Origin of the sequence: Streptomyces sp. NRRL S-244, assembly GCF_000717915.1 — a bacterium.
Taxonomy (GTDB): domain Bacteria; phylum Actinomycetota; class Actinomycetes; order Streptomycetales; family Streptomycetaceae; genus Streptomyces.
Map to the genome: position 1 here is coordinate 59,717 of NZ_JOCX01000019.1, position 19,564 is coordinate 79,280.

A 19,564-nucleotide genomic window follows, 5' to 3' on the forward strand; every position below is an offset into this window, starting at 1 on the left:
CTGGCTCACCTCCTGGGGAGCAGCAAAGAACGGTGCCAGTCATAAAACGCGGGCAGTACGGCACGCAATACGCGGAAGGCCGATATTCCACCGCGGAACGTGCCGATGCGGACGAGCTCATGCTCCGGAGCGTCCACGATCACCCGGACGGCCGCAACCGGACGGTTCCAGCCATCCGCGGCGGGCCGGGTCGCCGTCCACAGGGTGGCCGCGGACTCCATGTCGACCGCGATGGCGCCGGTGGCGCGCAGCCCGGCGCGTTCCTGGCCGCGGACGACATGGTCGGATCCGGTCAGTGCGCCGGTGTGCACGGTCCGGCCCGGAGCGGCCCGGGCCAGTGCCTCGGCGAGCAGGGCGGTGCCCGAGCACGCGACGGTGCCCCGCGGATCCCGGGCCTCCCCGGCGACGACCAGGTCGCCGGGGCTCATGCCGGGGACCAGCCCGGCGCAGAACCCGGTGGCGAGGACGGGGGCCCGGCGCAGCCCGGGCTCGGCGAGCGCCCGGCCGACGGCCCGCTCGGCGGCGCGCGGGCCCATGCCCGTGCGCAGCACGGCGTAGCCCGGTTCGGGGCGGGCGGCCCCGCGGCCGCCTCCGCTGCGCAGGGCCGCCTGTTCGATGCGCAGCGCGCAGGCGACCAGCAGCGGGGCGGGCGGCTCGGACGGTGCGGGGCCGTCGGCCCGGGCGGCGCCGGCCATCAGGCCTCCCCGGGCGCGAAGGGTTCCCCGTACAGGTAGCGGCCGAGCGCGGTGAGCGGGAACACCTGCCGGTACAGGTGGTAGTTGATGGAGAAGTCCCACGGGAACCCGGTGCCGGTGAAGTACGGCTCGTCCCAGGAGCCGTCCCCGCGCTGGGTCTCCACGAGGTGGGCGATGCCGCGCTCGACGGCCTTGCCGTCCCGCTCCCCCGCCGAGAGCAGGGCCATCAGCGCCCACGCCGTCTGCGAGGGGGTCGAGGCCCCCTTCCCGGCCCACTCCGGGTCCTTGTACGAGCGCTGGTCCTCGCCCCACCCGCCGTCCTCGTTCTGTACGGATTCCAGCCAGCGCACGGCCCGCCGGATCGCCGGATGCGCCGGAGCCAGGCCCGCGGCCGTCAGGGCCGGGACCACCGAGCCGGTCCCGTACACGTAGTTGGTGCCCCAGCGGCCAAACCAGGCGCCGGTGGGCTCCTGTTCGGCGAGCAGCCAGGCGATGCCCCGGCGGGTCCGCGGGTCGGCGGCCTTGCCCTCGACGGCGAGCATCTCCACCACGTGGGCGGTGACGTCGGCCGACGGCGGGTCGATGACCTCGCCGAAGTCGCAGAACGGCAGGCGGTTCGGGAAGGGGCTGGTGTTGTCGGCGTCGAAGGCGCCCCAGGCGCCGTTCTTCGACTGCATCCCCAGGTTCCAGGACACCCCGCGGGCGATGGCCCCCTCGACCCGGGCCGGCTCCGGGTGCTTGATCCGGCGCAGCGCGAGCACCACCTCGGCGGTGTCGTCGATGTCGGGGTAGGTGTCGTTGTGGAACTCGAACGCCCAGCCGCCCGGGGCGAGTCCGGGCCGGCGCACCGCCCAGTCGCCGGTGCGGACGATCTCCTCGCCGAGCATCCAGTCGGCGGCCTTCACCAGGGCCGGGTGGTCGGGCGCCAGGCCCGCGTCGGCCAGGGCGATGGCGGCGAGGCAGGTGTCCCAGACCGGGGACTGGCAGGCCTCGATCATCCGGATGGGGCCACCGCCCCGGCCGTCAGGGCCGGGGGGACCGTCCTCGCGCCACACCGCGAACCGGTCCAGGGACTCCAGCCCGGCCCGCATCACCGGGTGGGCGAGGTCGTACCCGAGCAGGTGCAGGGCGATGACGGAGTACACGGCGGGTGGCTGGATCCCGCCCCAGCAGCCGTCGTTCTCCTGCCGCTCGATGATCCAGCGGGCGGCGGTGTCCATCGCGGCCTTGCGCAGCCGGCGCGGGGCGAACCTGCGGTAGACGTGCAGGACCTTGTCCATCCGCTGGAAGGCGCCCTCCCAACTGGCCAGCGGGGCCGGACGCTTGGCGACGGGGTACGGGCGCCGCGCGTCGGTGTGCAGCTCGTCGAGGGCGAACGGGGCGGGGCGGACGGGCCGCTTCGCGGAGACCACGGTCAGCGGGACGATGGTCTGGCGGGCCCAGCAGCCGAAGTCGTAGATGTTCAGCGGCACCCACGGCGGCAGGAAGACCAGCTCGGGCGGGAGTTCGGGCAGGTGGTCCCAGCTCCACCAGCCGAAGAGGGCCAGCCAGATCCGGGTGAAGACGCGGGCGGCGGCGATCCCGCCGTGGGCCCGGATCCAGGCCGAGGCGCGGGCCATGTGCGGGGCGTCGGGCGCGTCGCCGGCGAGCCGCAGGGCGACGTACGCCTCGATGGTGGCGGAGAGTTCGGGCGGTCCGCCGTGGAAGGTGGCCCAGGTGCCGTCCGCGGCCTGTTCGCCGCGGATGAAGCGGGCGGCGGCCTGCGTGGTGGCCTCGTCCCGGATCCCGAGGAACTGCCGCAGCAGCAGGTCCTCGGCGTCCATGGTGACGTTGGTCTCCAGGTCGCCCTTCCACCAGCCGGCCGCGTCCTGGCGGGCCAGCAGGTGCCGGGTCGCCCGCGCGGCGGCCTCCTGGGCCCCCCGCAGCGCGGCGGGCCCGGGAGCGGGCGCGGTGTCAGCCGGGTCGGCGCCGGGGGCACCGGCGCCGTCGGTCGTCGCTGTCATGGCTTCCCCTTACGTGGCAGTGGTCCTCTGCTGTGCTGGGGTATGCCGTCGGCCGGGCGCTGCTGTCAGGCGGCGCCGGCCGGCGACTCGCGAGTCATATCCCTGCTCGGGTGGCGGTCACCTCTTGCGCACGACGACGAAGTCGGCGAGGGCGACGAGCTGTTCGCGCACCCGCTGCGGCATGTCCACGTCGTCCAGGGCACGGATGGCGATCGCGTGCTGGCGGCGCGCTTCCTCGGCGGTCCACTCGCGCCCGCCCGCGGCCTCGATGAGCGCGGCGCGCGCCGCGAACTCCTCCTCCGAGAAGTTCTCGAAGTCGTTGCTCTTGGCGTCGGCGGCGAGCAGCTCGGCGAGCTCCTCGCAGGCGGGCCCGCCCGCCGCGAGGGCGGCGACGACCGGCAGGGACTTCTTGCGCTGGCGCAGGTCGCTCCAGGTCTGCTTGCCGGTGGCCTCCGGGTCGCCCCAGATGCCGAGGAGGTCGTCGACGGCCTGGAAGGCGAGGCCGAGGTGGTAGCCGTACTCCTCCAGCTTGTCGGCCGTACGGTCGTCCGCGCCGCCGAGCACGGCGCCGATGGAGACCGCGCAGGCGAGCAGGGCGCCGGTCTTGTTGCCCTCCATCTCCAGGCACTCCTCGACGCTGACGCGCTCGCGGTGCTCGTAGGAGATGTCCTGGGCCTGGCCGTCGATGAGCTTGCGGCTGGCGGTGGTCAGGCGGCGCGCGGCGCGGCCGGCCTCGACGGTGCCGAGCTCCAGCAGGACCTCGTTGGCGAGGGCGAACAGCGCGTCGCCGACCAGGATCGCCAGCGCCGGGCCGTGCACCTTCCACACCGTGTCGCGGTGGCGGCGCTGCTCGTCGCCGTCCATCAGGTCGTCGTGGAGCAGCGAGAAGTTGTGGACGAGCTCGACGGCCACGGCTCCCGGGATGCCGACCTCGGCCGCGGCCCCCGCGGCCTCGGCGGAGAGCAGCGCGAGGGCGGGGCGCACGGCCTTGCCGCCGTCGCCGTCCGCCGCGTTGCCCTGGGCGTCGATCCAGCCGAAGTGGTACGCGGCGACGGTGTCCATGGGCGCCGCGAGCCGGTCGACCGCGGCGCGGAGCACGGGGGTCGACAGCGCGCGGCCGCGCTCCAGGAGTGCGAGCGTGTCGGCCTTCTCGACGCCCCCTCCGGCTGCGCCGTTGCCGGCGTCCGTGTTCTCGACAGCCGGATTCCCCGGGTTCACTGGCTCTCCTCTGTGTCCTGTACGTGCTGCTGCGGTCGTGCTGGTGGTCGTCATGCCGCCTCCTGCAGGGGGTGCTCCCGGTGGCGGCCGAGTGCGGCGAGTGCGGCGTGCGCCGCGCTCAGTCCGCTGCGGACAGCGCCCTCCATGGTCGCGGGCCAACCGGTGGCGGTCCACGCACCGGCGAGGTAGAGGCCCGGCGTGTCGGTCCGCGCCCCGGGGCGCAGCCGGCCGACGCCGGGGGTGGGGGCGAACGTGGCGGTCCGCTCCCGGGTCACGAAGAAGTCCCGGACCTTGGCGCCGCGCGCGGCCGGCAGCAGCCGTTCCAGCTCGGGCAGGTACTTGGCGCGCAGCACCGAGACGGGCTCGTCGATGTCGTCCTGAGCGGCCGACTGGGACAGCGCCAGGTACTGGCCGCCGTCGGGCAGCCCGGAGGCTTCGGTGCGGTCGAACACCCACTGGACCGGGGAGCCGAGCGCGGCGAAGAAGGGCTGCTTGAGCACCTTGCGGTCGTAGACGACGTGGACGTTGAGGATGGGCGCGGTGCCGATGTCGAGGAGCTTGTCCGGGTCGGCGAGCGCTCCGGGCGGCAGCAGTGCGTGCGCCTCGCGCTGCGGGACGGCGAGGACGACGGTGCCGGCGTCGAGGGGCCCGCTCTCGGTGTCGACGCGCCAGTTCCCGTCCTGGATACGGGAGATGCAGGTGACGCGGGTGCGCAGCTCGGTGCGTACGCCGGCCGCGTCGAGCTGTTTGCGGGCGAGGGTGTCGTGCAGGTCGCCGAGCGGGACGGTGGCCCAGCCGATGTCGGCGGCGCCGTTCTCGGAGAGCAGGCCGGTCTTGAAGACCATGGCGGCCAGGCCCAGCGAGGACTGTCCGGCGGTGGCGTTGAGGGTGGCGATCCCGACGAGGTCCCACAGGGCCTCGATGGTGCGCGGGCTCTGGCCGTAGCGGCCGAGCCAGGTCGCGAAGTCCAGGCCGTCCAGCGCCGGGTCGGCGGGATCGAGCCGGCGCAGCGCCAGGGCGGCGCGGCCGACGCTCACCCGCTCGGCGAGCGAGAGGTGCGGGTAGCGGGCGAGGGAGCCCGCCAGGTGCAGGGGTACGGGCAGGGCGCTGCGGCGCAGCCGGCCCAGGCGCGGGCCGGCGGGGTGGGCGACGTCGAGTACGGGTACGTCGAGCCGGTCCTGGACGGGGGCGAGGGCGGCGCCCTCGATGCGGTCGAGGAACCACCGGTAGGCGGTGCAGCAGCGCAGGTAGACGTGCTGGCCGTTGTCGACGGTGAGGTCGCCGCGCTTGAAGGAGAAGGCGAGTCCGCCGAGCCGCGGGCGGCCTTCGAGCAGGGTGACCTCGAGCCCCGCGTCGGCGAGTTCGAGCGCGGCGCTCACTCCGGCGAGCCCGCCGCCGATGACGACGGCCCGGTCGTCGCTGCCGTTCATGAGCCCTCCCGGGTGCCGTGGCCTGCGGCGCACGCCCGGAGGGACGCGGCCGTGCGGAAGGGGGTTGCGTCCGCCGCGACGGGCGCGGCGGGCGGCGGCGTCGGCCGGATCACGCGCGCCTCCGCGTGCTCTGGCGGGAGATGGTGCGGGCGTCGAGGCCGGACAGGCCGCGCACGGCGACGTACGCCTTCTCGTGCGGGGGCAGCGAGACGCGGCCGCGGAGCACGGCCTCGGGCTCGCGCTCGATGCGGTCGAGCAGGCGCCGGTAGATGCCGGCCATGGCGGCGACGCAGGCGCCGCTGCGCCGGTCGAGCATGGGCAGCAGCCGGTAGCCCTCGACGAACAGGGCGCGGGCGCGGCGGACTTCGTGGTGGACGAGCCCGGCGAAGTCGGCTCCGGCGGGCATCCGCTCGCTGCCGAACCCGTCCGAGCAGCCGAACTTGGCGAGGTCCTCGGCCGGCAGGTAGGTGCGTCCGTTGCCGGCGTCCTCGCGGACGTCGCGCAGGATGTTGGTGAGCTGGAGGGCGAGGCCGAGGGTGTCGGCGTACTCGCCGGCCCGCGCCGCTTCGGCGGCGCCGAGGCCGCCGGTGTGCACGGTGCCGAACACGCCGAGGGAGAGCCGCCCGATGGCTCCCGCCACGCAGCGGCAGTAGGCCTTGAGGTCGTCCCAGGTCTCGTAGGTCTCGCCGCGGACGTCCATGAGGACGCCGTCGATGAGCTCGTCGAGGCCGCCTAGCGGGATCGGGAAGCGGCGGGCGGCGTGGGACAGGGCGACGGCGACCGGGTCGGTGTCGTCCTCGTCGATCTCCTCGGCCCGGATCCGGCCGAGGACGGCGCGGGTCTCCTCCAGCCGGGCCAACTTGGCCTCGGGGGCGAGCGTGCCGTCGCCGATGTCGTCGACGCGCCGGGAGAACGCGTACAGCGCGGACATCGCCTGCCGCTTGTCGGAGGGCAGCAGCCGGATGCCGTACGCGAAGTTGCGCGCCTGGGAACCGGTGACGGCCTCGCAGTAGCTGTACGCCGCCAGCACCGCTGCGGACGGTGCGGACGTGTGTGCGGAACCCTCCACGGTCGGGCTCACCCCTTTCTCGGCGCTGTGCGCAGGACGGCGGCCACCTCGCGGAGCAGGCCGCTCCTGGTGGGCTTGGGCGGGCCGGGGAGTACGTCGAAGCCGGCGGCGGTGACGGCTCGCAGGGCGGCACGCCCTCCTCCCACGAAGCCCGCGAGCAGCAGCCGGAGTCTGCCGTGCACGCTACCCACGAGCGGGGTGCCTTCATTCAGGAGGTCCCGGGCGCGTTCCGCTTCGAACGCGACCAGGGAGCGCACGGACGCGCCCGCGCGGTGGGCCTTGAGATCGGTTTCGGCCACGTGGAAGCGGCGCATGTCCTGCGCCGGGAGGTAGATCCGGTCGCGGCCGAGGTCTTCCGTGACGTCCTGTACGTGTTCGACGATCTGCAGGGCGGTGCAGACGGCGTCGGAGCGGCGGATCCGCTCGGGGGTGCTGGTGCCGGTGAGGGACAGCACGAGGCGGCCGACCGGGTTCGCGGACAGCTCGCAGTACGCGAGGAGGTCGCCGTACGTCTCGTAGCGCGTGACGCGCTGGTCCCGGCGGTTGGCCTCGATGAGCCCGAGGAAGGGCTCGGGGGTGAGGTCGTGGGCGCTGACCACGGGCCGGAGCGCCTCCAGGAGGGGGTGGCGCGGCGCACCGCCGGAACCTCCGAAGACACGGTGGAGATCGGCTTCGAGCGCGTCGAGCATGGCGAGCGGGTCGTCCGCCGCGGCCGGGTCGAGGCCGAGGAGTACGGCGTCGTGTCCGCCGGGGGCGAGGTCGCCGTCGCCGATGTCGTCGACCAGGCGGGCGTACCCGTACACCGCCATGAGGCCGTCGCGCCAGGCGCGCGGGAGGAAGGACGGGGCGACGGGGAAGTTCTCCGAGCGCGCCTTGCCGAGGGTGGCGTACGCGTGGGCTCGGGCGTCGGGGGCTGTGGGGGCCGCGTCCCGGCGTGGCCGGATACCGTGCCCGGCGGTCACCGCCCGCCGCCCGCGCGGGGGACGGCCGTAATGCCTGGGGGCCGGAGAATTCCCGTAGCCATTGCCGTCACGTCTCCCGTTCTACACTGCCGACCCAATACATCCTATTTCGGACACGCCGCCGGACTTTCCCCGGGGTACCCCAGGCCGTTCACCTGCGGGGAATCGTCCCCTCTGGCGTGATTCAGGACTGCTCCAGCTTACGCTGTACAACGCCGCGGCAGCCTCTCGGGTATTCACTCCGCCACCGAATGTCGGCCGACATGCCGAAGCCCCCGCCGCTCGGAGCGACGGGGGCCGGCGAAGACCGCGGTCAGGCGCTGGTCGCCTTCTCGTAGGCCGAGACGACTTCCTCGGTGGGCCCGTCCATCAGCAGCTCACCCTTCTCCAGCCACAGCACGCGGCTGCAGGTGTCGCGGATGGACTTGTTGTTGTGGCTCACCAGGAAAACGGTTCCGGCGTGCTTGCGCAGTTCGCGGATGCGCTCCTCGGAACGCACCTGGAACTTGCGGTCACCGGTGGCGAGGGCCTCGTCGATCATCAGAACGTCGTGGTCCTTGGCCGCGGCAATGGAAAAGCGCAGGCGCGCCGCCATACCGGAGGAGTACGTGCGCATCGGAAGGGAGATGAAATCGCCCTTGTCGTTGATGCCCGAGAAGTCGACGATGTCGTCGTAGCGCTCCCGGATCTGCTCCCGGCTCATTCCCATCGCGAGACCGCCGAGGACCACGTTGCGCTCACCGGTGAGGTCGTTCATCAGCGCGGCGTTGACACCCAGCAGCGAGGGCTGGCCGTCGGTGTAGACCTTGCCGGACTCGCAGGGCAGCAGGCCGGCGATGGCGCGCAGCAGGGTGGACTTGCCGGACCCGTTGGAGCCGATGACGCCGATGGCCTCGCCGCGGTACGCCGTGAAGGACACGCCGCGCACGGCGTGGACCCGGCGGACGCCCGGGGCATCGCCCTTGCCCCGGCGCATTATCTTGCTCAGCGCGGCCGTGGCGCTGCCCCTGCCGGAGCTGCCGGTGTTGACGCGGTAGACGATGTGCACGTCGTCGGCGATGACGGTGGGGACGTTGCCCCGGTAGTTCTCAGCCACGGCCGTAACGCTCCTCAGCCTTCCAGAAGTACACGAAACCGCCGAGGCCGATCACGACGGCCCAGCCGACGGCGAAGGCCCAGACGTGCGGCGGCAGGTTCTCCCTGCCGTAGTCGTCGATCAGCGCGAACCGGACCAGGTCCATGTAGATCGCCGCCGGGTTCCACTGGAGCACGTCCGAGACCCACGCGGGCACGTCCCTCTCCTTGAGCGCCCCGCTGATCGAGAACATGACGCCCGAGGCGTACATCCACGTACGCGTGATGAACGGCATCAGCTGCGCGAGGTCGGGGGTCTTGGAACCCATCCGCCCGAAGACCAGCGCGAGGCCGGTGTTGAAGATGAACTGGAGCGCCAGGGTCGGGATGACCAGCAGCCACGACAGCCTCGGGTAGTTGCCGAAGCCCACCGTGACGACCACCACGACGATCATCGAGTACAGCAGCTGCTGGAGCTGCTGCATCGAGAAGGAGATCGGCAGGGAGGCGCGCGGGAAGTGCAGGGCGCGGACCAGGCCGAGGTTGCCGGGGATGGCCCGGACTCCCGCCATCAGCGAGCTCTGGGTGAAGGTGAAGACGAAGATGCCCGTCACCAGGAAGGGGATGTAGACCCCCTTCTCCATGCCGCGGCCCGCGTTCAGGATCAGGCCGAAGATCAGGTAGTACACCAGCGCGTTGAGCAGGGGGGTCGCCACCTGCCAGATCTGGCCGAGCCTCGCCTCGCTGTACTGGGCCATCAGCTTGGCCCGGGAGAACGCCATGATGAAGTGGCGCCGGTCCCAGAGCTGCCGCACGTACTCGGTCAGGGTCGGCCGGGCACCGCTGACGGACAGGCCGTACTTCCTGGCGAGCTCCGCCGGGGTCAGCCCCGCGTCTTCGGACGGCGGCTTGCTCGTGGCGAGGGCGCCATCCTGGGTTGTGTCACTCACAAGTTGAAACTTTCCGTCTTCAAGATGCGGCAGAAGGTGGCATCGGGCCTGGGGCGCTCGGCCCGTGAACATGCATGTCCCGTGATCACGTGTGTTCCGTGACCGCGTCATGTTCTCAGACGTGAGCGTGTCAGATGACAGGCGGTCGACCCAGCCGGGTCAGCCGCCAGACCGTACGCCACTTCATGGGGCGCCGGGGACCGCAGGGGGTGGTCCATCCCTCTTTGAACCCACCGAACCAGGCCTTGAGCGCCGGTGCCGAGGGCTTGCGCAGGAGCGTCAGCAGGAGCCAGACGCCCAGGTAGACCGGGACCAGCGGGGCGGGCAGGTTACGGCGGGCGAGCCACACCCGGTTACGGGCAACCATACGGTGGTAGACCGCGTGCCGGGAGGGGGCGGTCGTCGGATGCAGGAGCACCATGTCCGCCCGGTAGTCGATCAGCCACCCTGCGTCGAGCGCCCGCCAGGCCAGATCGGTCTCCTCGTGCGCGTAGAAGAACTCCCCCGGCAACCCTCCGACCTGCTTGAACACCGACGTGCGGACGGCGTTGGCGCCGCCCAGGAAGGTGGTCACGCGGGAGGAGCGCATCGGGTCCGAGGCGCGCAACCGGGGCACGTGCCGGCGCTGGGTCTCGCCGGACTCCGGATCGGCGATCCGGAAGCTGACGATCCCGAGCCGGGGGTCCTCGGCGAAGGCCTGCCGGCACAGCTCGGCGGTGTCGGTGCGCTCCAGCAGCCCGTCGTCGTCGAGGAAGAGCAGGGCGTCGACCTCGCCGCCGCCGGGGCCGAAGGCCTCGATGCCGACGTTGCGGCCGCCGGGGATGCCCAGGTTCTCGGGCAGCTCGACGGTGCGCACGCCCTCGGGGAGCCCGGTGACCCGGACTCCCTGGCCCACGACGACGACCTCGACCGGGTCGCCGTCCTGGCGGGCCACCGAGTCGAGGAGCGCCTTGAGCTCGTCGGGGCGGTTGCCCATGGTGATGATCACGGCGCCCAGCCGCATCGGCGTCGTCACTTGAGCCTGCTGGAGGCCAGGATCGACACCAGGTGCAGCACCGTCTGGAGCATCGCGATGCCGGCCAGCACGGCGACGCCGAGCCGGGTGAAGAACAGGTCGCCCCGCATCTGGTCCAGGATCGCCAGCAGCAGGATGAGCAGCGAGGCCTCGATGCCGAGGACGAGCCGGTGGAACTTGAGCGCGGACGCGGCCCGGCGGGCGAGCGCCATGCCGGAGGAGCGCGGCTCGGCGGCGGCCTCGGCGACGGGCTCCTTGCCCGTCTGGTGCCGGGCGACGCCGACCAGGTCCGTCTCGGCCTTGATCAGGATGGCGCCGAGGGCGGCGAGGGTGCCCAGGAAGGCCCACAGCCAGTCGATCCGGCCGGTCCCCCACAGGTCGGAGGCGCGCAGGCCGAAGCCGACGAGGACCGCCGCGTCGCACAGGTAGGCGCCGACCCGGTCCAGGTACACCCCGGAGAGGGAGTACTGCTTCTTCCAGCGGGCGACCTCGCCGTCGACGCAGTCGAGCAGCAGGTACATCTGGACCGCGACCACGCCGAGGACGGCGCCCAGGACGCCCGGGACGAGCAGCGCCGGGGCGGCCAGGACACCGGCGAGGGTCATCACGTAGGTCAGCTGGTTGGGCGTGACCTTGGTGCCCACCAGGACGCGGGTGATGCGCAGGGAGATTTCACGCATGTACAGGCGACCGCCCCAGTGCTCGCCACTGCGCCGGTCCTTGACGCCCGGCGGGTGAACGACGGGCCGGAGTTCAGCTACGGATGGTCTTGGCATAGTCGGCGTAAGCGTCCCTGATCTCGGCTGCGGACAGATTGAGGTGCTCCAGGATCGTGAAGCGTCCCGGACGGGTCTGGGGGGCGTACTCGACGGCCGCGACGAACTCGTCCACGCTGAACCCGATCTCGGCGGGCAGCACGGGCAGCCCGTGGCCGCGCAGCGATTCGACGAACAGCCCGGCCTGCTCGTCGGCGCCGCGCAGGAACATCGCGAAGGCGGCGCCGAGGCCGACCTGCTCGCCGTGGAGCGCGGAGCGCCCCGGGTAGAGCAGGTCGAAGGCGTGGCTGATCTCGTGGCAGGCGCCGGACGCCGGCCGGGTGTCGCCGCTGATCGACATGGCGATGCCGGTGAGCACCAGGGCCTCGGCGAGCACGGTGAGGAACGTGTCGTCGCCGCAGCCGCCGGGGTGGCGCAGGACGGCCTCGCCGGCCGTACGGGCCATGGCGGCGGCCAGGCCGTCCACGGGCTCTCCGGTGATCTTGTGCGAGAGCTCCCAGTCGGCGATGGCCGAGATGTTGGAGAGCGCGTCGCCGATGCCGGAGCGGACGAACCGCACCGGGGCCTCGCGGATCACGTCGAGGTCGATGACCATCGCGATCGGCGTGGGCACGCCGTAGGACCCGCGGCCGTTGTCGTTGTCCAGCGTGGCCACGGGCGAGCAGATGCCGTCGTGCGCCAGGTTGGTGGCGACGGCCACCATGGGCAGCCCGACCCGCGCCGCGGCGTACTTCGCCACGTCGATGATCTTGCCGCCGCCCAGGCCGACGACGGCGTCGTAGCGGCGGCCCTTTATGTCGTCGGCCAGCTTGACGGCGGAGTCGATGGTGCCGTCGGCGACCGGGTACCAGTCGGCGTGCGGCAGTACGGGCTCCAGCTTGGAGCGCAGCAGCTGGCCGGAGCCGCCGCTGATCGCGATCGCCAGCTTGCCGGACGCCGAGATCCGCTGGTCGGCCAGGAGGCCGGCCAGGTCGTCCATGGCGCCGCGGGTGATGTCGACGACGACCGGGGAGGGGATGAGCCTCGTCAGTACTGGCATGCGATCGTCCGGCCCTTGGCGAGGTCGTCGTGGTTGTCGATCTCGACCCACTTGACGTCGCCGATGGGGGCCACGTCGATGACGAAGCCGTCGTTGACGAGCTGCTGGTAGCCGTCCTCGTAGTACAGGTCGGGGTCGCGCTCGAAGGTGGTCTTCAGCGCCTCGGCGAGGGCCTCGGCGGCCTCCGGCTCGATGAGGGTGACGCCGATGTACTCGCCGGTGGCGTCGGACGGCTCCATCAGCTTCGTGATCTTCTGCACGCCCTCGGCGCCGTCGACGACGACCTTCATCTCCTCGTCGGCCAGGCTCTTGACCGTGTCGAGGGCGAGGATGATCTTCTGGCCGTTGCCGCGGGCGTCGAGCAGGGTCCGCTCGACGGAGACCGGGTGGACGGTGTCGCCGTTGGCGAGGATCACACCCTGCTTCAGGACGTCACGGGCGCACCACAGGGAGTAGGCGTTGTTCCACTCCTCGGCCTTGTCGTTGTCGATCAGCGTGATCTTGACCCCGTACTTGGCCTCCAGGGCCTCGCGGCGCTCGTACACGGCCTCCTTGCGGTAGCCGACGACGATCGCGACCTCGGTGAGGCCGACCTCGGCGAAGTTGCCGAGGGTGAGGTCCAGCACGGTCAGGCTGTCCTCGGCGCCTTCGGGGCCGACGGGCACGAGGGCCTTGGGCAGGGTGTCGGTGTAGGGACGCAGGCGGCGTCCGGCACCGGCAGCGAGTACAAGGCCGATCATGCTGGTTCTCCTTCGTCATGTACGGCGGGTGCCCCGGAGGAGACCCAGAAGCGGATGCTCTCCACGAGCACCACCAGTGCCACGAACACGGCCAGGGCCGTGAGCGCGACGGGGAAGTCCGTGGCGCGCGTCGCCAGGGCGGCGGCCAGGGCCGCGGTCAGCAGGACCCGGCCGTCGTGACCGCCGATCGTCCACACCAGCCACCGCGGGGGCGCGCCCGATCCACCGCGGATGCGGTAGACCGTGTCGTAGTGATGGTAGGCGACCGCCGCGACCAGTCCGAATGCCGCGGGAAGGGCCCCGGGCACGTCCGCCTTGACGGCGAGCGCGAGGACGGTCACGTACTCGGCGGCCCGGAAGAGCGGCGGGAGCAGCCAGTCCAGCGGGCCCTTGAGGGGCCGGGCGACGGCCGCTCCGGCCAGCACGGCGTACAGCGCGGCGGCGCCCACGACCGTCACGGAGCCGAAGGGCTCGTACCAGGCGGCGCCCAGCAGGGCCGCCGAGCCGAGCACGGCGAACGGCAGGTGCAGGGAGCGCGCCGGCACGGCCGCGGCCCGGGCGACCAGGGCGGCGACGGGGCCGGAGTCGGCGAGGTCGGCCAGCGCCTGGGCGGCCCGGTCGGTACGGACGGCCTTGCGGGTCAGCGAGCGCAGCACCCGGCCGGCGGTGGTGTAGAGGGCGCCGAAGGAGCAGCCGATGAGCAGGGCGTAGAAGACGGTCCGGGGGGTGGTGGCCGCGGTGAGCACCGCGATCATGGCCCAGCGCTCGCCGATCGGCAGGATGATCATCCGCCGGACCCAGACCGTCCAGCCGACGCTGTCGAGCTTGTCGGACAGGGCGGCCGTGGGGCTGGTGTTCGCGGTGGCGTCGTGGTTGGCCTCGTTGAAGGCGAAGTCCACGACGTGGCGGCAGGTCATGAGGATCATCGCGCCGAGGGCGAGGGCCCATACGTCGTCGCCGTTCCTGGCCGCGCCGAGCGCGAGGCCCGCGTAGAAGGAGTACTCCTTCGCGCGGTCGAAGGTGGCGTCGAGCCAGGCGCCCATCGTCGAGTACTGGAGCGAGTAGCGGGCGAGCTGCCCGTCCGTGCAGTCCAGGACGAAGGAGACGAGGAGCAGCACACCGGCCGCGATGTAGCCGCCGCGCTCGCCGGTGGCGGCGCAGGCGGCCGCTATCAGCGCGGTGATCAGCGAGGCGGTGGTGACCTGGTTCGGGGTCAGGCCGCGGCGCGCGCACCAGCGGGCGATGTAGCGCGAGTACGGGCTGATGAAGAAGGTGGTGAAGAACCCGTCGCGGGACTTCACGGCGGTGCGCAGCCGTACGGCCTCGTCGTCCACGGCGGCCACGGCGGCGTCCGCCGCGGCGCGCTCGGCGTCGGTGGCGGGGACGGCGGCGACGAGGGTGCCGAGCTCGGGGCGCTGGACGGGGGTCCCGGCGGCCTCGACGGCGGCGGCGAGCCGGTCCGCGTACGGGGCGTCGCCCTCCGCCGGGAGGGCCGCGGCCTTGTCCAGGGCCGCGCGGGCGCCCGGCTGGACGGCGAAGGCGCCGGTCACGGCGCAGGCGTCGAAGCGCGGGTCGGTCAGCGCGAGCCGCAGGGCGTGGACGTGTCCGACGAAGGCGCTGTCGACGACGGCGACGCGCTGGTCGGCGGGTACGCCGGCCAGCACCGACGCGGTCGCTTCAGGACCGGCGGCCGGGCGGACGTCGAAGCCGAGGGAGCGCAGCTCGTCGGTGAGCGGTGATCCGGGGACCGGCAGGCCGGTGAGGATGACGGTCGACAGACGGACTCACTCCTTGCAGCGAACACTGGACGGGCGCCCTGGTGGGGGCGGCGGCACGTCGGCAGAGGCTATCGGATGAATGGAAGCGGGGGTTCACCACCCGTTTACTCCCCGATAAGCCGAACATTCCGGGGCTTGGGGCCCCGGCGCGATCATCATTGACGATCGCGGTGAGATACCACAAACCCGGGGAGCGTGTGTGATCCGCCACCGCCGCTTACCACGCTGCGCGGGCGGACATGCGCGGATGGCCGAAGTGGGGACAAGCCTCTTTTGTACGGCAGACTGAAGGTCGAAGTCCGAAGCGAAGGATGGGTATGCCGACCACACCAGCCACCGCCGCGAACACCGCGTCCCCCGGCACCGGCACTCAGGAACCGATCATGCTCGAACTGGTCGATGAGTCCGGCAACACCATCGGCACGGCGGAGAAGCTCTCCGCCCATCAGGCGCCCGGTCTGCTGCACCGGGCCTTCTCCGTGTTCCTCTTCGACGAGCAGGGCCGCCTGCTGCTCCAGCAGCGGGCCCTCGGGAAGTACCACTCCCCCGGCGTCTGGTCGAACACCTGCTGCGGTCACCCCTACCCCGGGGAGTCGCCGTTCGCGGCGGCGGCCCGGCGGACCCACGAGGAGCTGGGCCTGTCGCCCTCGCTGCTCGCGGAGGCGGGAACCGTGCGCTACAACCACCCGGACCCCGCGTCGGGCCTGGTGGAGCAGGAGTACAACCACCTTTTCGTGGGACTCGCCCAGTCGCGGCTGCGGCCGGATCCGGAGGAGGTCGGGGACACCGCGTTCGTGACCGCCGAGGAGCTGGCCAAGCGGCACGCCGAGGTGCCGTTCTCCGCCTGGTTCATGACCGTGCTGGACGCGGCCCGGCCCGCGATCCGCGAACTGACCGGGGACGCCGCGGGCTGGTAGCCGGTACGCCGTCTCAGACCGCGGGTGCGGCGAGCGGCAGGGCCGCCCAGATGACCTTGCCGCCCGTCGAGGTGTGCTCGACGTCGCAGACCCCGCCGGACTCGCGCGTGACCTCGCGCACCAGGAGCAGGCCCCGGCCGCCGGTCTGGCCGAAATCCGCCTCCAGCGCCTTGGGGCGGTACGGGTGGTTGTCCTCGACCGCCACCCGTACCCAGTCCCGGCCGATGGCGACCTCGACCGCGACCTCCGGCGAGAGCAGGGCCGCGTGCCGGACCGAGTTCGTCACCAGCTCGGAGACGATCAGCAGCAGCGAGTACACGAGGTCCCGGTCGGCGGGCACGCCCTGGCGGCCCAGCAGGTCGCGGACGGCCCGGCGGGCCTGCGGAACGGATTCTTCTACAGCGGGCACGGTGAACCGCCACACGCCTTCGTAGGCGAGGGGGTCGGCCGGCGCGGCCGGCTCCCCCTCCTTGGCTGGCGGGACGCTCCCGCTGACATCCATCTTCCGGCCCCCGTCTTCACGCTCGATCGTCTCCACGCGTCAAGAGTGGGGAGCGGACTGGTCCGGACCGGACCCCTGACCAGAACTCAGCGTCAATCGGACGCTTTCTGACCGTTGGGGTATGACAGCGTCAGTTGTGCGACCGTTCCTGGCCTTCTGTGGGACCTTTCCCGGCCGCGCTCCCCGGTCCGGCCGCGGCGGCCCCGCCCGCCGGAACCTCGTCTTCGCTGACCAAGCCCAGAATGCGCCGGGCACTCATGCCCAGGAGGACCAGGCTCAGCCCGTCGAACAGCAGGGCGAGCGAGAAGAAGGTTCCGATCACGTAGAGACTGCTGCTCGGCCAGTTGGCGAGGATCAGGAAGCCCAGCAGGATCCCGAAGGCGCCCTGGACCAGGTTGACCCAGAGGTTCGTCCCGCGCACCACCAGGCCGCCGACCAGCCGGAACAGCCCGCCAATGAGGAAGAACAGCGCGGCGAACATGGTCAGCGCCTCGGCGCTCGCCTCGGGCCGGCGCAGGATCACGAAGCCGGCGGCGATGTTGATCGCGGCGACGACGACGGCGAGCCAGAAGTGGTTGCTCTTGCGGGACTGGAGCGCCTGGACCAGGCCCACCAGGCCGCCGGCCAGCAGCAGCCAGCCGAAGAGGAACATCGTGGTCAGCGTGGCGAAGGCGGCGTAGAACAGACCGACCAGCCCGGCCGCCACCAGGAGCACCCCGAGCACGGCCAGCAGCCCGAAGCTGCGCTTGAGCTGCTTCTTGCCCGTGCCCGTGCCCTTGCCCGTTCCTTCGGCATCGGCCGAGGCCGCGGCCCCGGCGCCCGAACGGTCTGCGCCCACGGTCGTGCCACCTTTCAGCACCCCCCGGACGGACTCCCCTTGATCATAGGATCGACCGACCGGGATAGCATCCGGCGCATGGACGCAGCCCAGGAAGCAGCCCTCCTGCACACCGTCGCCGACGGGGTCGCCACGGTCGTCATCTCGCACCCCGCCAAGCGCAACGCCATGACCGCGGCGATGTGGCGGGCGCTCCCCGAGGTACTGGACGGGCTCGCGGCCGATCCGGCCGTACGCGTGCTCGTCCTGACCGGGGCCGGACCGACCTTCTGCGCGGGGGCCGACATCTCCTCGCTGACCGGGGACGAGGACCCGCAGGCGCTGGCCGTGGCGGCGGAGGAGGCCCTGGCCGCCTTCCCGAAGCCGACGCTCGCGGCGATCCGCGGATTCTGCGTGGGCGGCGGCAGCCAGCTGGCGGCCGCCTGCGACCTGCGCTTCGCGGAGGAAGGGGCGTCGTTCGGGGTGACCCCGGCGAAGCTGGGCATCGTCTACCCCGCGTCCTCGACCCGCCGGCTGGCCTCGCTGGTCGGCCCGGCGACGGCCAAGTACCTGCTCTTCTCGGCCGAGTTGATCGACGCGGAGCACGCGCTGCGGGCCGGCTTCCTGAACGAGCTGCTGCCGGCCGGGCAGCTGGACAAGCGCGTGGCGGACTTCGCCCGCGTCCTGACCACCCGCTCGCAGCTGACGCAGGCGTCGGCCAAGGAGTTCGCGAACGGGCGGACGGACCGGGACGCCCACTGGGCGCAGCAGGCGGCCGGAAGCGGCGACACCGCCGAGGGCGTCGCCGCGTTCCTGGAACGCCGTACCCCGTCGTTCGGCTGGACCGCGGGGCGGCCCGCCGGGCCGGCTGCCGGGTCCGCTAGCGGGCGTTGAGCGCGCGCAGTCGCGCCACGATCCCGGCGGGGGCCTTGTCCGGCGAGCCGGCGTCGTAGGGCGGCTGCGGGTCGTACTCGGTCATCAGCTGGACGGTCTGGGCGTACTCGTCGCCGGCGATCCGGCCGAGGAGGCCGAGGCCCATGTCGATGCCGGAGGACACCCCGGCGGCGGTGACGTACTTCCCGTCGTACACGACGCGCTCGCCGGTGGGCTCGGCGCCGAAGCCGGGCAGCCGGTCCAGGTAGAGCCAGTGGCTCGCGGCCCGGCGCCCCTTGAGCAGCCCGGCGGCGGCCAGCAGGAGCGAGCCGGTGCAGACGGAGGTGGTCCAGGTGGTGGTGGCGTCGACGGTGCGCAGCCAGTCGACGACGGCGGGGTTCTCCATCTCCAGCTCGGGGTGGGGCCCGCCGGGCACGACGACGATGTCGGGCCGGGTCACCTCGTCGAGCCCCTTGTCGGCGACGAGCGCGAGTGCCCCACTGTCGGTCCGCACCGGCCCGGGCCGCTCCGAGACGAACACGACCTCGGCGTCGGGCAGCCGTCCGAGGGTGTCGAAGGGCCCGATGGCGTCGAGCGCGGTGAACCGGTCGTAGAGCAGTACGGCGATCTGCATGCTTCCTCCTGTACGTGGTCTGTGTGCGGTGCTGTGGTGCTGCGTGTGGTGCTGCGTGTGGTGAACCGTCGGAGCGGCTACGCGGGGTCGGGGCCGAAGCGGCGGCGGTACTCGGCCGGGGGCTGGCCCAGGGTTTTCACGAAGGCCCGGCGGAGGGCCTCCGGGGTGCCGTAGCCGCAGGCACGGGAGATCTGGGCGACCCCCTCCCCCGTGTCCTCCAGGAGGCGCCGCGCGTGCTCGACCCGTACGCGCTCCACGTAGCGGCCGGGCGTCACCCCCGTCTCCGCCTGGAAGGCCCGGGCGAAGTGCCGCGGCGAGAGCCGGGCGCGCGCCGCCAGGGCCTCGACGCTCAGGTCCGCGCCCGGATGCTCCGTGATCCACTGCTGCACCTCCCGCAGCGGCTCCCGTTGCGCGGTCTGCGCCGCCAGCTGCGCGCTGAACTGCGCCTGGCTGCCGGGCCTGCGCAGGAACACCACCAGGTGCCGCGCGATGCGCAGCGCCAGCTCCCTGCCGTGGTCCTCCTCCACCAGCGCCAGCGCGAGGTCGATCCCGGCCGTGACCCCCGCCGAGGTGGCCACCGGGCCGTCCCGTACGTAGATCGGGTCCGGTTCGACGGTCACCGTCGGGTAGTCCCGGGCCATCTGCTCGCACACGTACCAGTGCGTCGTGGCCCGCCGCCCGTCCAGCAGTCCGGCCTCGGCCAGCAGCAGCCCGCCCGTGCAGACGGACACCAGCCGCTCCGCGCCACCCCCGTGCGCGCGGAGCCACTCGGTCAGCCGGGGCTCGAAGTCCCCCCGGTACTGGCCGCCCGGCACCAGCAGCGTGGTGCCCGCCCCCGGCCGCGCGCCCTCCAGGTCCCCGTCCGGCACCAGCGTGAGACCGCTGCTCGTCCGTACGGGCGCCCCGCCGAGGGAGACCGTGCGGATCGCGTACCCGGCCCCCGTCCGCTCCGGGAAGCGGCCGACCGCGGCGAACACCTCCACGGGCCCGGTCACGTCCAGGCTCTGCAGGCCGTCGTAGAGGACGACGAGCACGTATCGCAACGACATGACCCCATGGTGTGACGCGGCCG

General features: G+C 72.6%; 19 protein-coding genes. 2 read left to right on the forward strand and 17 right to left on the reverse strand.

Annotation, left to right across the window (positions count from 1 at the left end):
• Positions 1-5: 5 nt before the first annotated feature.
• The 13 genes from IF02_RS0122770 to IF02_RS0122830 form a co-directional block, all read right to left on the reverse strand.
• On the reverse strand, positions 6-695 hold the full coding sequence (locus IF02_RS0122770) for a 1-hydroxy-2-methyl-2-butenyl 4-diphosphate reductase (RefSeq protein ID WP_051696456.1): 690 nt from the start codon (positions 693-695) through the stop codon (positions 6-8).
• Positions 695-2,698: a squalene--hopene cyclase gene (shc, locus tag IF02_RS0122775; RefSeq protein ID WP_030159774.1), complete on the reverse strand. Its 2,004-nt coding sequence runs from the start codon at positions 2,696-2,698 to the stop codon at positions 695-697. The genes IF02_RS0122770 and shc overlap by 1 nt, the downstream gene beginning before the upstream one ends.
• 117 nt (positions 2,699-2,815) lie before the next feature.
• A complete protein-coding gene (locus IF02_RS0122780) occupies positions 2,816-3,916 on the reverse strand; it encodes a polyprenyl synthetase family protein (protein WP_420708197.1) in 1,101 nt (366 codons plus the stop codon).
• A 50-nt stretch (positions 3,917-3,966) separates the two neighbouring features.
• Complete coding sequence (gene hpnE, locus IF02_RS0122785) at positions 3,967-5,346, reverse strand: hydroxysqualene dehydroxylase HpnE (protein WP_030159778.1); 1,380 nt, start codon at positions 5,344-5,346, stop codon at positions 3,967-3,969.
• Between the two features lie 109 nt (positions 5,347-5,455).
• Positions 5,456-6,427: a presqualene diphosphate synthase HpnD gene (gene hpnD, locus IF02_RS0122790; protein ID WP_051696457.1), complete on the reverse strand. Its 972-nt coding sequence runs from the start codon at positions 6,425-6,427 to the stop codon at positions 5,456-5,458.
• Complete coding sequence (gene hpnC / locus IF02_RS0122795; protein WP_030159782.1) at positions 6,424-7,359, reverse strand: squalene synthase HpnC; 936 nt, start codon at positions 7,357-7,359, stop codon at positions 6,424-6,426. Before hpnC ends, hpnD begins: the two co-directional genes overlap by 4 nt.
• 331 nt (positions 7,360-7,690) lie before the next feature.
• The gene (locus IF02_RS0122800; protein WP_030159784.1) at positions 7,691-8,473 is read right to left on the reverse strand and encodes an ABC transporter ATP-binding protein; all 783 of its coding nucleotides are present in this window, start codon (positions 8,471-8,473) and stop codon (positions 7,691-7,693) included.
• The gene (locus tag IF02_RS0122805) at positions 8,466-9,401 is read right to left on the reverse strand and encodes an ABC transporter permease (RefSeq protein WP_030159786.1); all 936 of its coding nucleotides are present in this window, start codon (positions 9,399-9,401) and stop codon (positions 8,466-8,468) included. Before IF02_RS0122805 ends, IF02_RS0122800 begins: the two co-directional genes overlap by 8 nt.
• A gap of 130 nt (positions 9,402-9,531) precedes the next feature.
• Complete coding sequence (locus IF02_RS0122810) at positions 9,532-10,404, reverse strand: glycosyltransferase (protein ID WP_030159788.1); 873 nt, start codon at positions 10,402-10,404, stop codon at positions 9,532-9,534.
• Between the two features lie 8 nt (positions 10,405-10,412).
• Positions 10,413-11,192 carry a CDP-alcohol phosphatidyltransferase family protein gene (locus IF02_RS0122815; RefSeq protein WP_030159790.1) on the reverse strand — a complete coding sequence of 260 codons (780 nt, stop codon included), beginning with the start codon at positions 11,190-11,192 and terminating at the stop codon, positions 10,413-10,415.
• On the reverse strand, positions 11,170-12,231 hold the full coding sequence (locus IF02_RS0122820; RefSeq protein ID WP_030159792.1) for an iron-containing alcohol dehydrogenase family protein: 1,062 nt from the start codon (positions 12,229-12,231) through the stop codon (positions 11,170-11,172). Before IF02_RS0122820 ends, IF02_RS0122815 begins: the two co-directional genes overlap by 23 nt.
• Positions 12,219-12,971 carry a sugar phosphate nucleotidyltransferase gene (locus IF02_RS0122825; RefSeq protein WP_030159794.1) on the reverse strand — a complete coding sequence of 251 codons (753 nt, stop codon included), beginning with the start codon at positions 12,969-12,971 and terminating at the stop codon, positions 12,219-12,221. The genes IF02_RS0122820 and IF02_RS0122825 overlap by 13 nt, the downstream gene beginning before the upstream one ends.
• Positions 12,968-14,749, reverse strand: coding sequence for a DUF5941 domain-containing protein (locus IF02_RS0122830; RefSeq protein WP_030159796.1), 1,782 nt, complete (start codon positions 14,747-14,749; stop codon positions 12,968-12,970). The genes IF02_RS0122825 and IF02_RS0122830 overlap by 4 nt, the downstream gene beginning before the upstream one ends.
• 317 nt (positions 14,750-15,066) lie before the next feature.
• Here IF02_RS0122830 and idi point away from each other — a divergent pair, with 317 nt between their 5' ends.
• Positions 15,067-15,666: an isopentenyl-diphosphate Delta-isomerase gene (idi, locus tag IF02_RS0122835; protein WP_030159799.1), complete on the forward strand. Its 600-nt coding sequence runs from the start codon at positions 15,067-15,069 to the stop codon at positions 15,664-15,666.
• Between the two features lie 13 nt (positions 15,667-15,679).
• Here the strand turns inward: idi and IF02_RS0122840 are convergent, their stop codons facing one another.
• Together IF02_RS0122840 and IF02_RS32625 are read right to left on the reverse strand one after the other, a co-directional pair.
• Entirely contained in the window at positions 15,680-16,168 is a 489-nt protein-coding gene (locus IF02_RS0122840; protein ID WP_051696465.1) for an ATP-binding protein, read from the reverse strand.
• A 130-nt stretch (positions 16,169-16,298) separates the two neighbouring features.
• Complete coding sequence (locus IF02_RS32625) at positions 16,299-17,006, reverse strand: DUF308 domain-containing protein (RefSeq protein WP_078622259.1); 708 nt, start codon at positions 17,004-17,006, stop codon at positions 16,299-16,301.
• 78 nt (positions 17,007-17,084) lie between these two features.
• Here IF02_RS32625 and IF02_RS0122850 point away from each other — a divergent pair, with 78 nt between their 5' ends.
• A complete protein-coding gene (locus IF02_RS0122850) occupies positions 17,085-17,879 on the forward strand; it encodes an enoyl-CoA hydratase/isomerase family protein (protein ID WP_037836923.1) in 795 nt (264 codons plus the stop codon).
• Here IF02_RS0122850 and IF02_RS0122855 read toward each other — a convergent pair.
• A complete protein-coding gene (locus IF02_RS0122855; protein WP_030159806.1) occupies positions 17,866-18,492 on the reverse strand; it encodes a DJ-1/PfpI family protein in 627 nt (208 codons plus the stop codon). The genes IF02_RS0122850 and IF02_RS0122855 overlap by 14 nt on opposite strands.
• 77 nt (positions 18,493-18,569) lie before the next feature.
• Positions 18,570-19,541, reverse strand: coding sequence for a GlxA family transcriptional regulator (locus IF02_RS0122860; protein ID WP_030159809.1), 972 nt, complete (start codon positions 19,539-19,541; stop codon positions 18,570-18,572).
• Positions 19,542-19,564 lie beyond the last annotated feature (23 nt).

What these genes read in the sequence shown, in the direction of transcription:
- IF02_RS0122770 (WP_051696456.1), bottom strand. Translation starts at nt 695, where the DNA reads ATGGCCGGCGCCGCCCGGGCCGACGGCCCCGCACCGTCCGAGCCGCCC.
- shc (WP_030159774.1), bottom strand. Translation starts at nt 2,698, where the DNA reads ATGACAGCGACGACCGACGGCGCCGGTGCCCCCGGCGCCGACCCGGCT.
- hpnE (WP_030159778.1), bottom strand. Translation starts at nt 5,346, where the DNA reads ATGAACGGCAGCGACGACCGGGCCGTCGTCATCGGCGGCGGGCTCGCC.
- IF02_RS0122810 (WP_030159788.1), bottom strand. Translation starts at nt 10,404, where the DNA reads ATGCGGCTGGGCGCCGTGATCATCACCATGGGCAACCGCCCCGACGAG.
- IF02_RS0122815 (WP_030159790.1), bottom strand. Translation starts at nt 11,192, where the DNA reads ATGCCAAGACCATCCGTAGCTGAACTCCGGCCCGTCGTTCACCCGCCG.
- IF02_RS0122820 (WP_030159792.1), bottom strand. Translation starts at nt 12,231, where the DNA reads ATGCCAGTACTGACGAGGCTCATCCCCTCCCCGGTCGTCGTCGACATC.
- IF02_RS0122825 (WP_030159794.1), bottom strand. Translation starts at nt 12,971, where the DNA reads ATGATCGGCCTTGTACTCGCTGCCGGTGCCGGACGCCGCCTGCGTCCC.
- idi (WP_030159799.1), top strand. Translation starts at nt 15,067, where the DNA reads ATGCCGACCACACCAGCCACCGCCGCGAACACCGCGTCCCCCGGCACC.
- IF02_RS0122840 (WP_051696465.1), bottom strand. Translation starts at nt 16,168, where the DNA reads ATGGATGTCAGCGGGAGCGTCCCGCCAGCCAAGGAGGGGGAGCCGGCC.
- IF02_RS0122850 (WP_037836923.1), top strand. Translation starts at nt 17,085, where the DNA reads ATGGACGCAGCCCAGGAAGCAGCCCTCCTGCACACCGTCGCCGACGGG.
- IF02_RS0122855 (WP_030159806.1), bottom strand. Translation starts at nt 18,492, where the DNA reads ATGCAGATCGCCGTACTGCTCTACGACCGGTTCACCGCGCTCGACGCC.
- IF02_RS0122860 (WP_030159809.1), bottom strand. Translation starts at nt 19,541, where the DNA reads ATGTCGTTGCGATACGTGCTCGTCGTCCTCTACGACGGCCTGCAGAGC.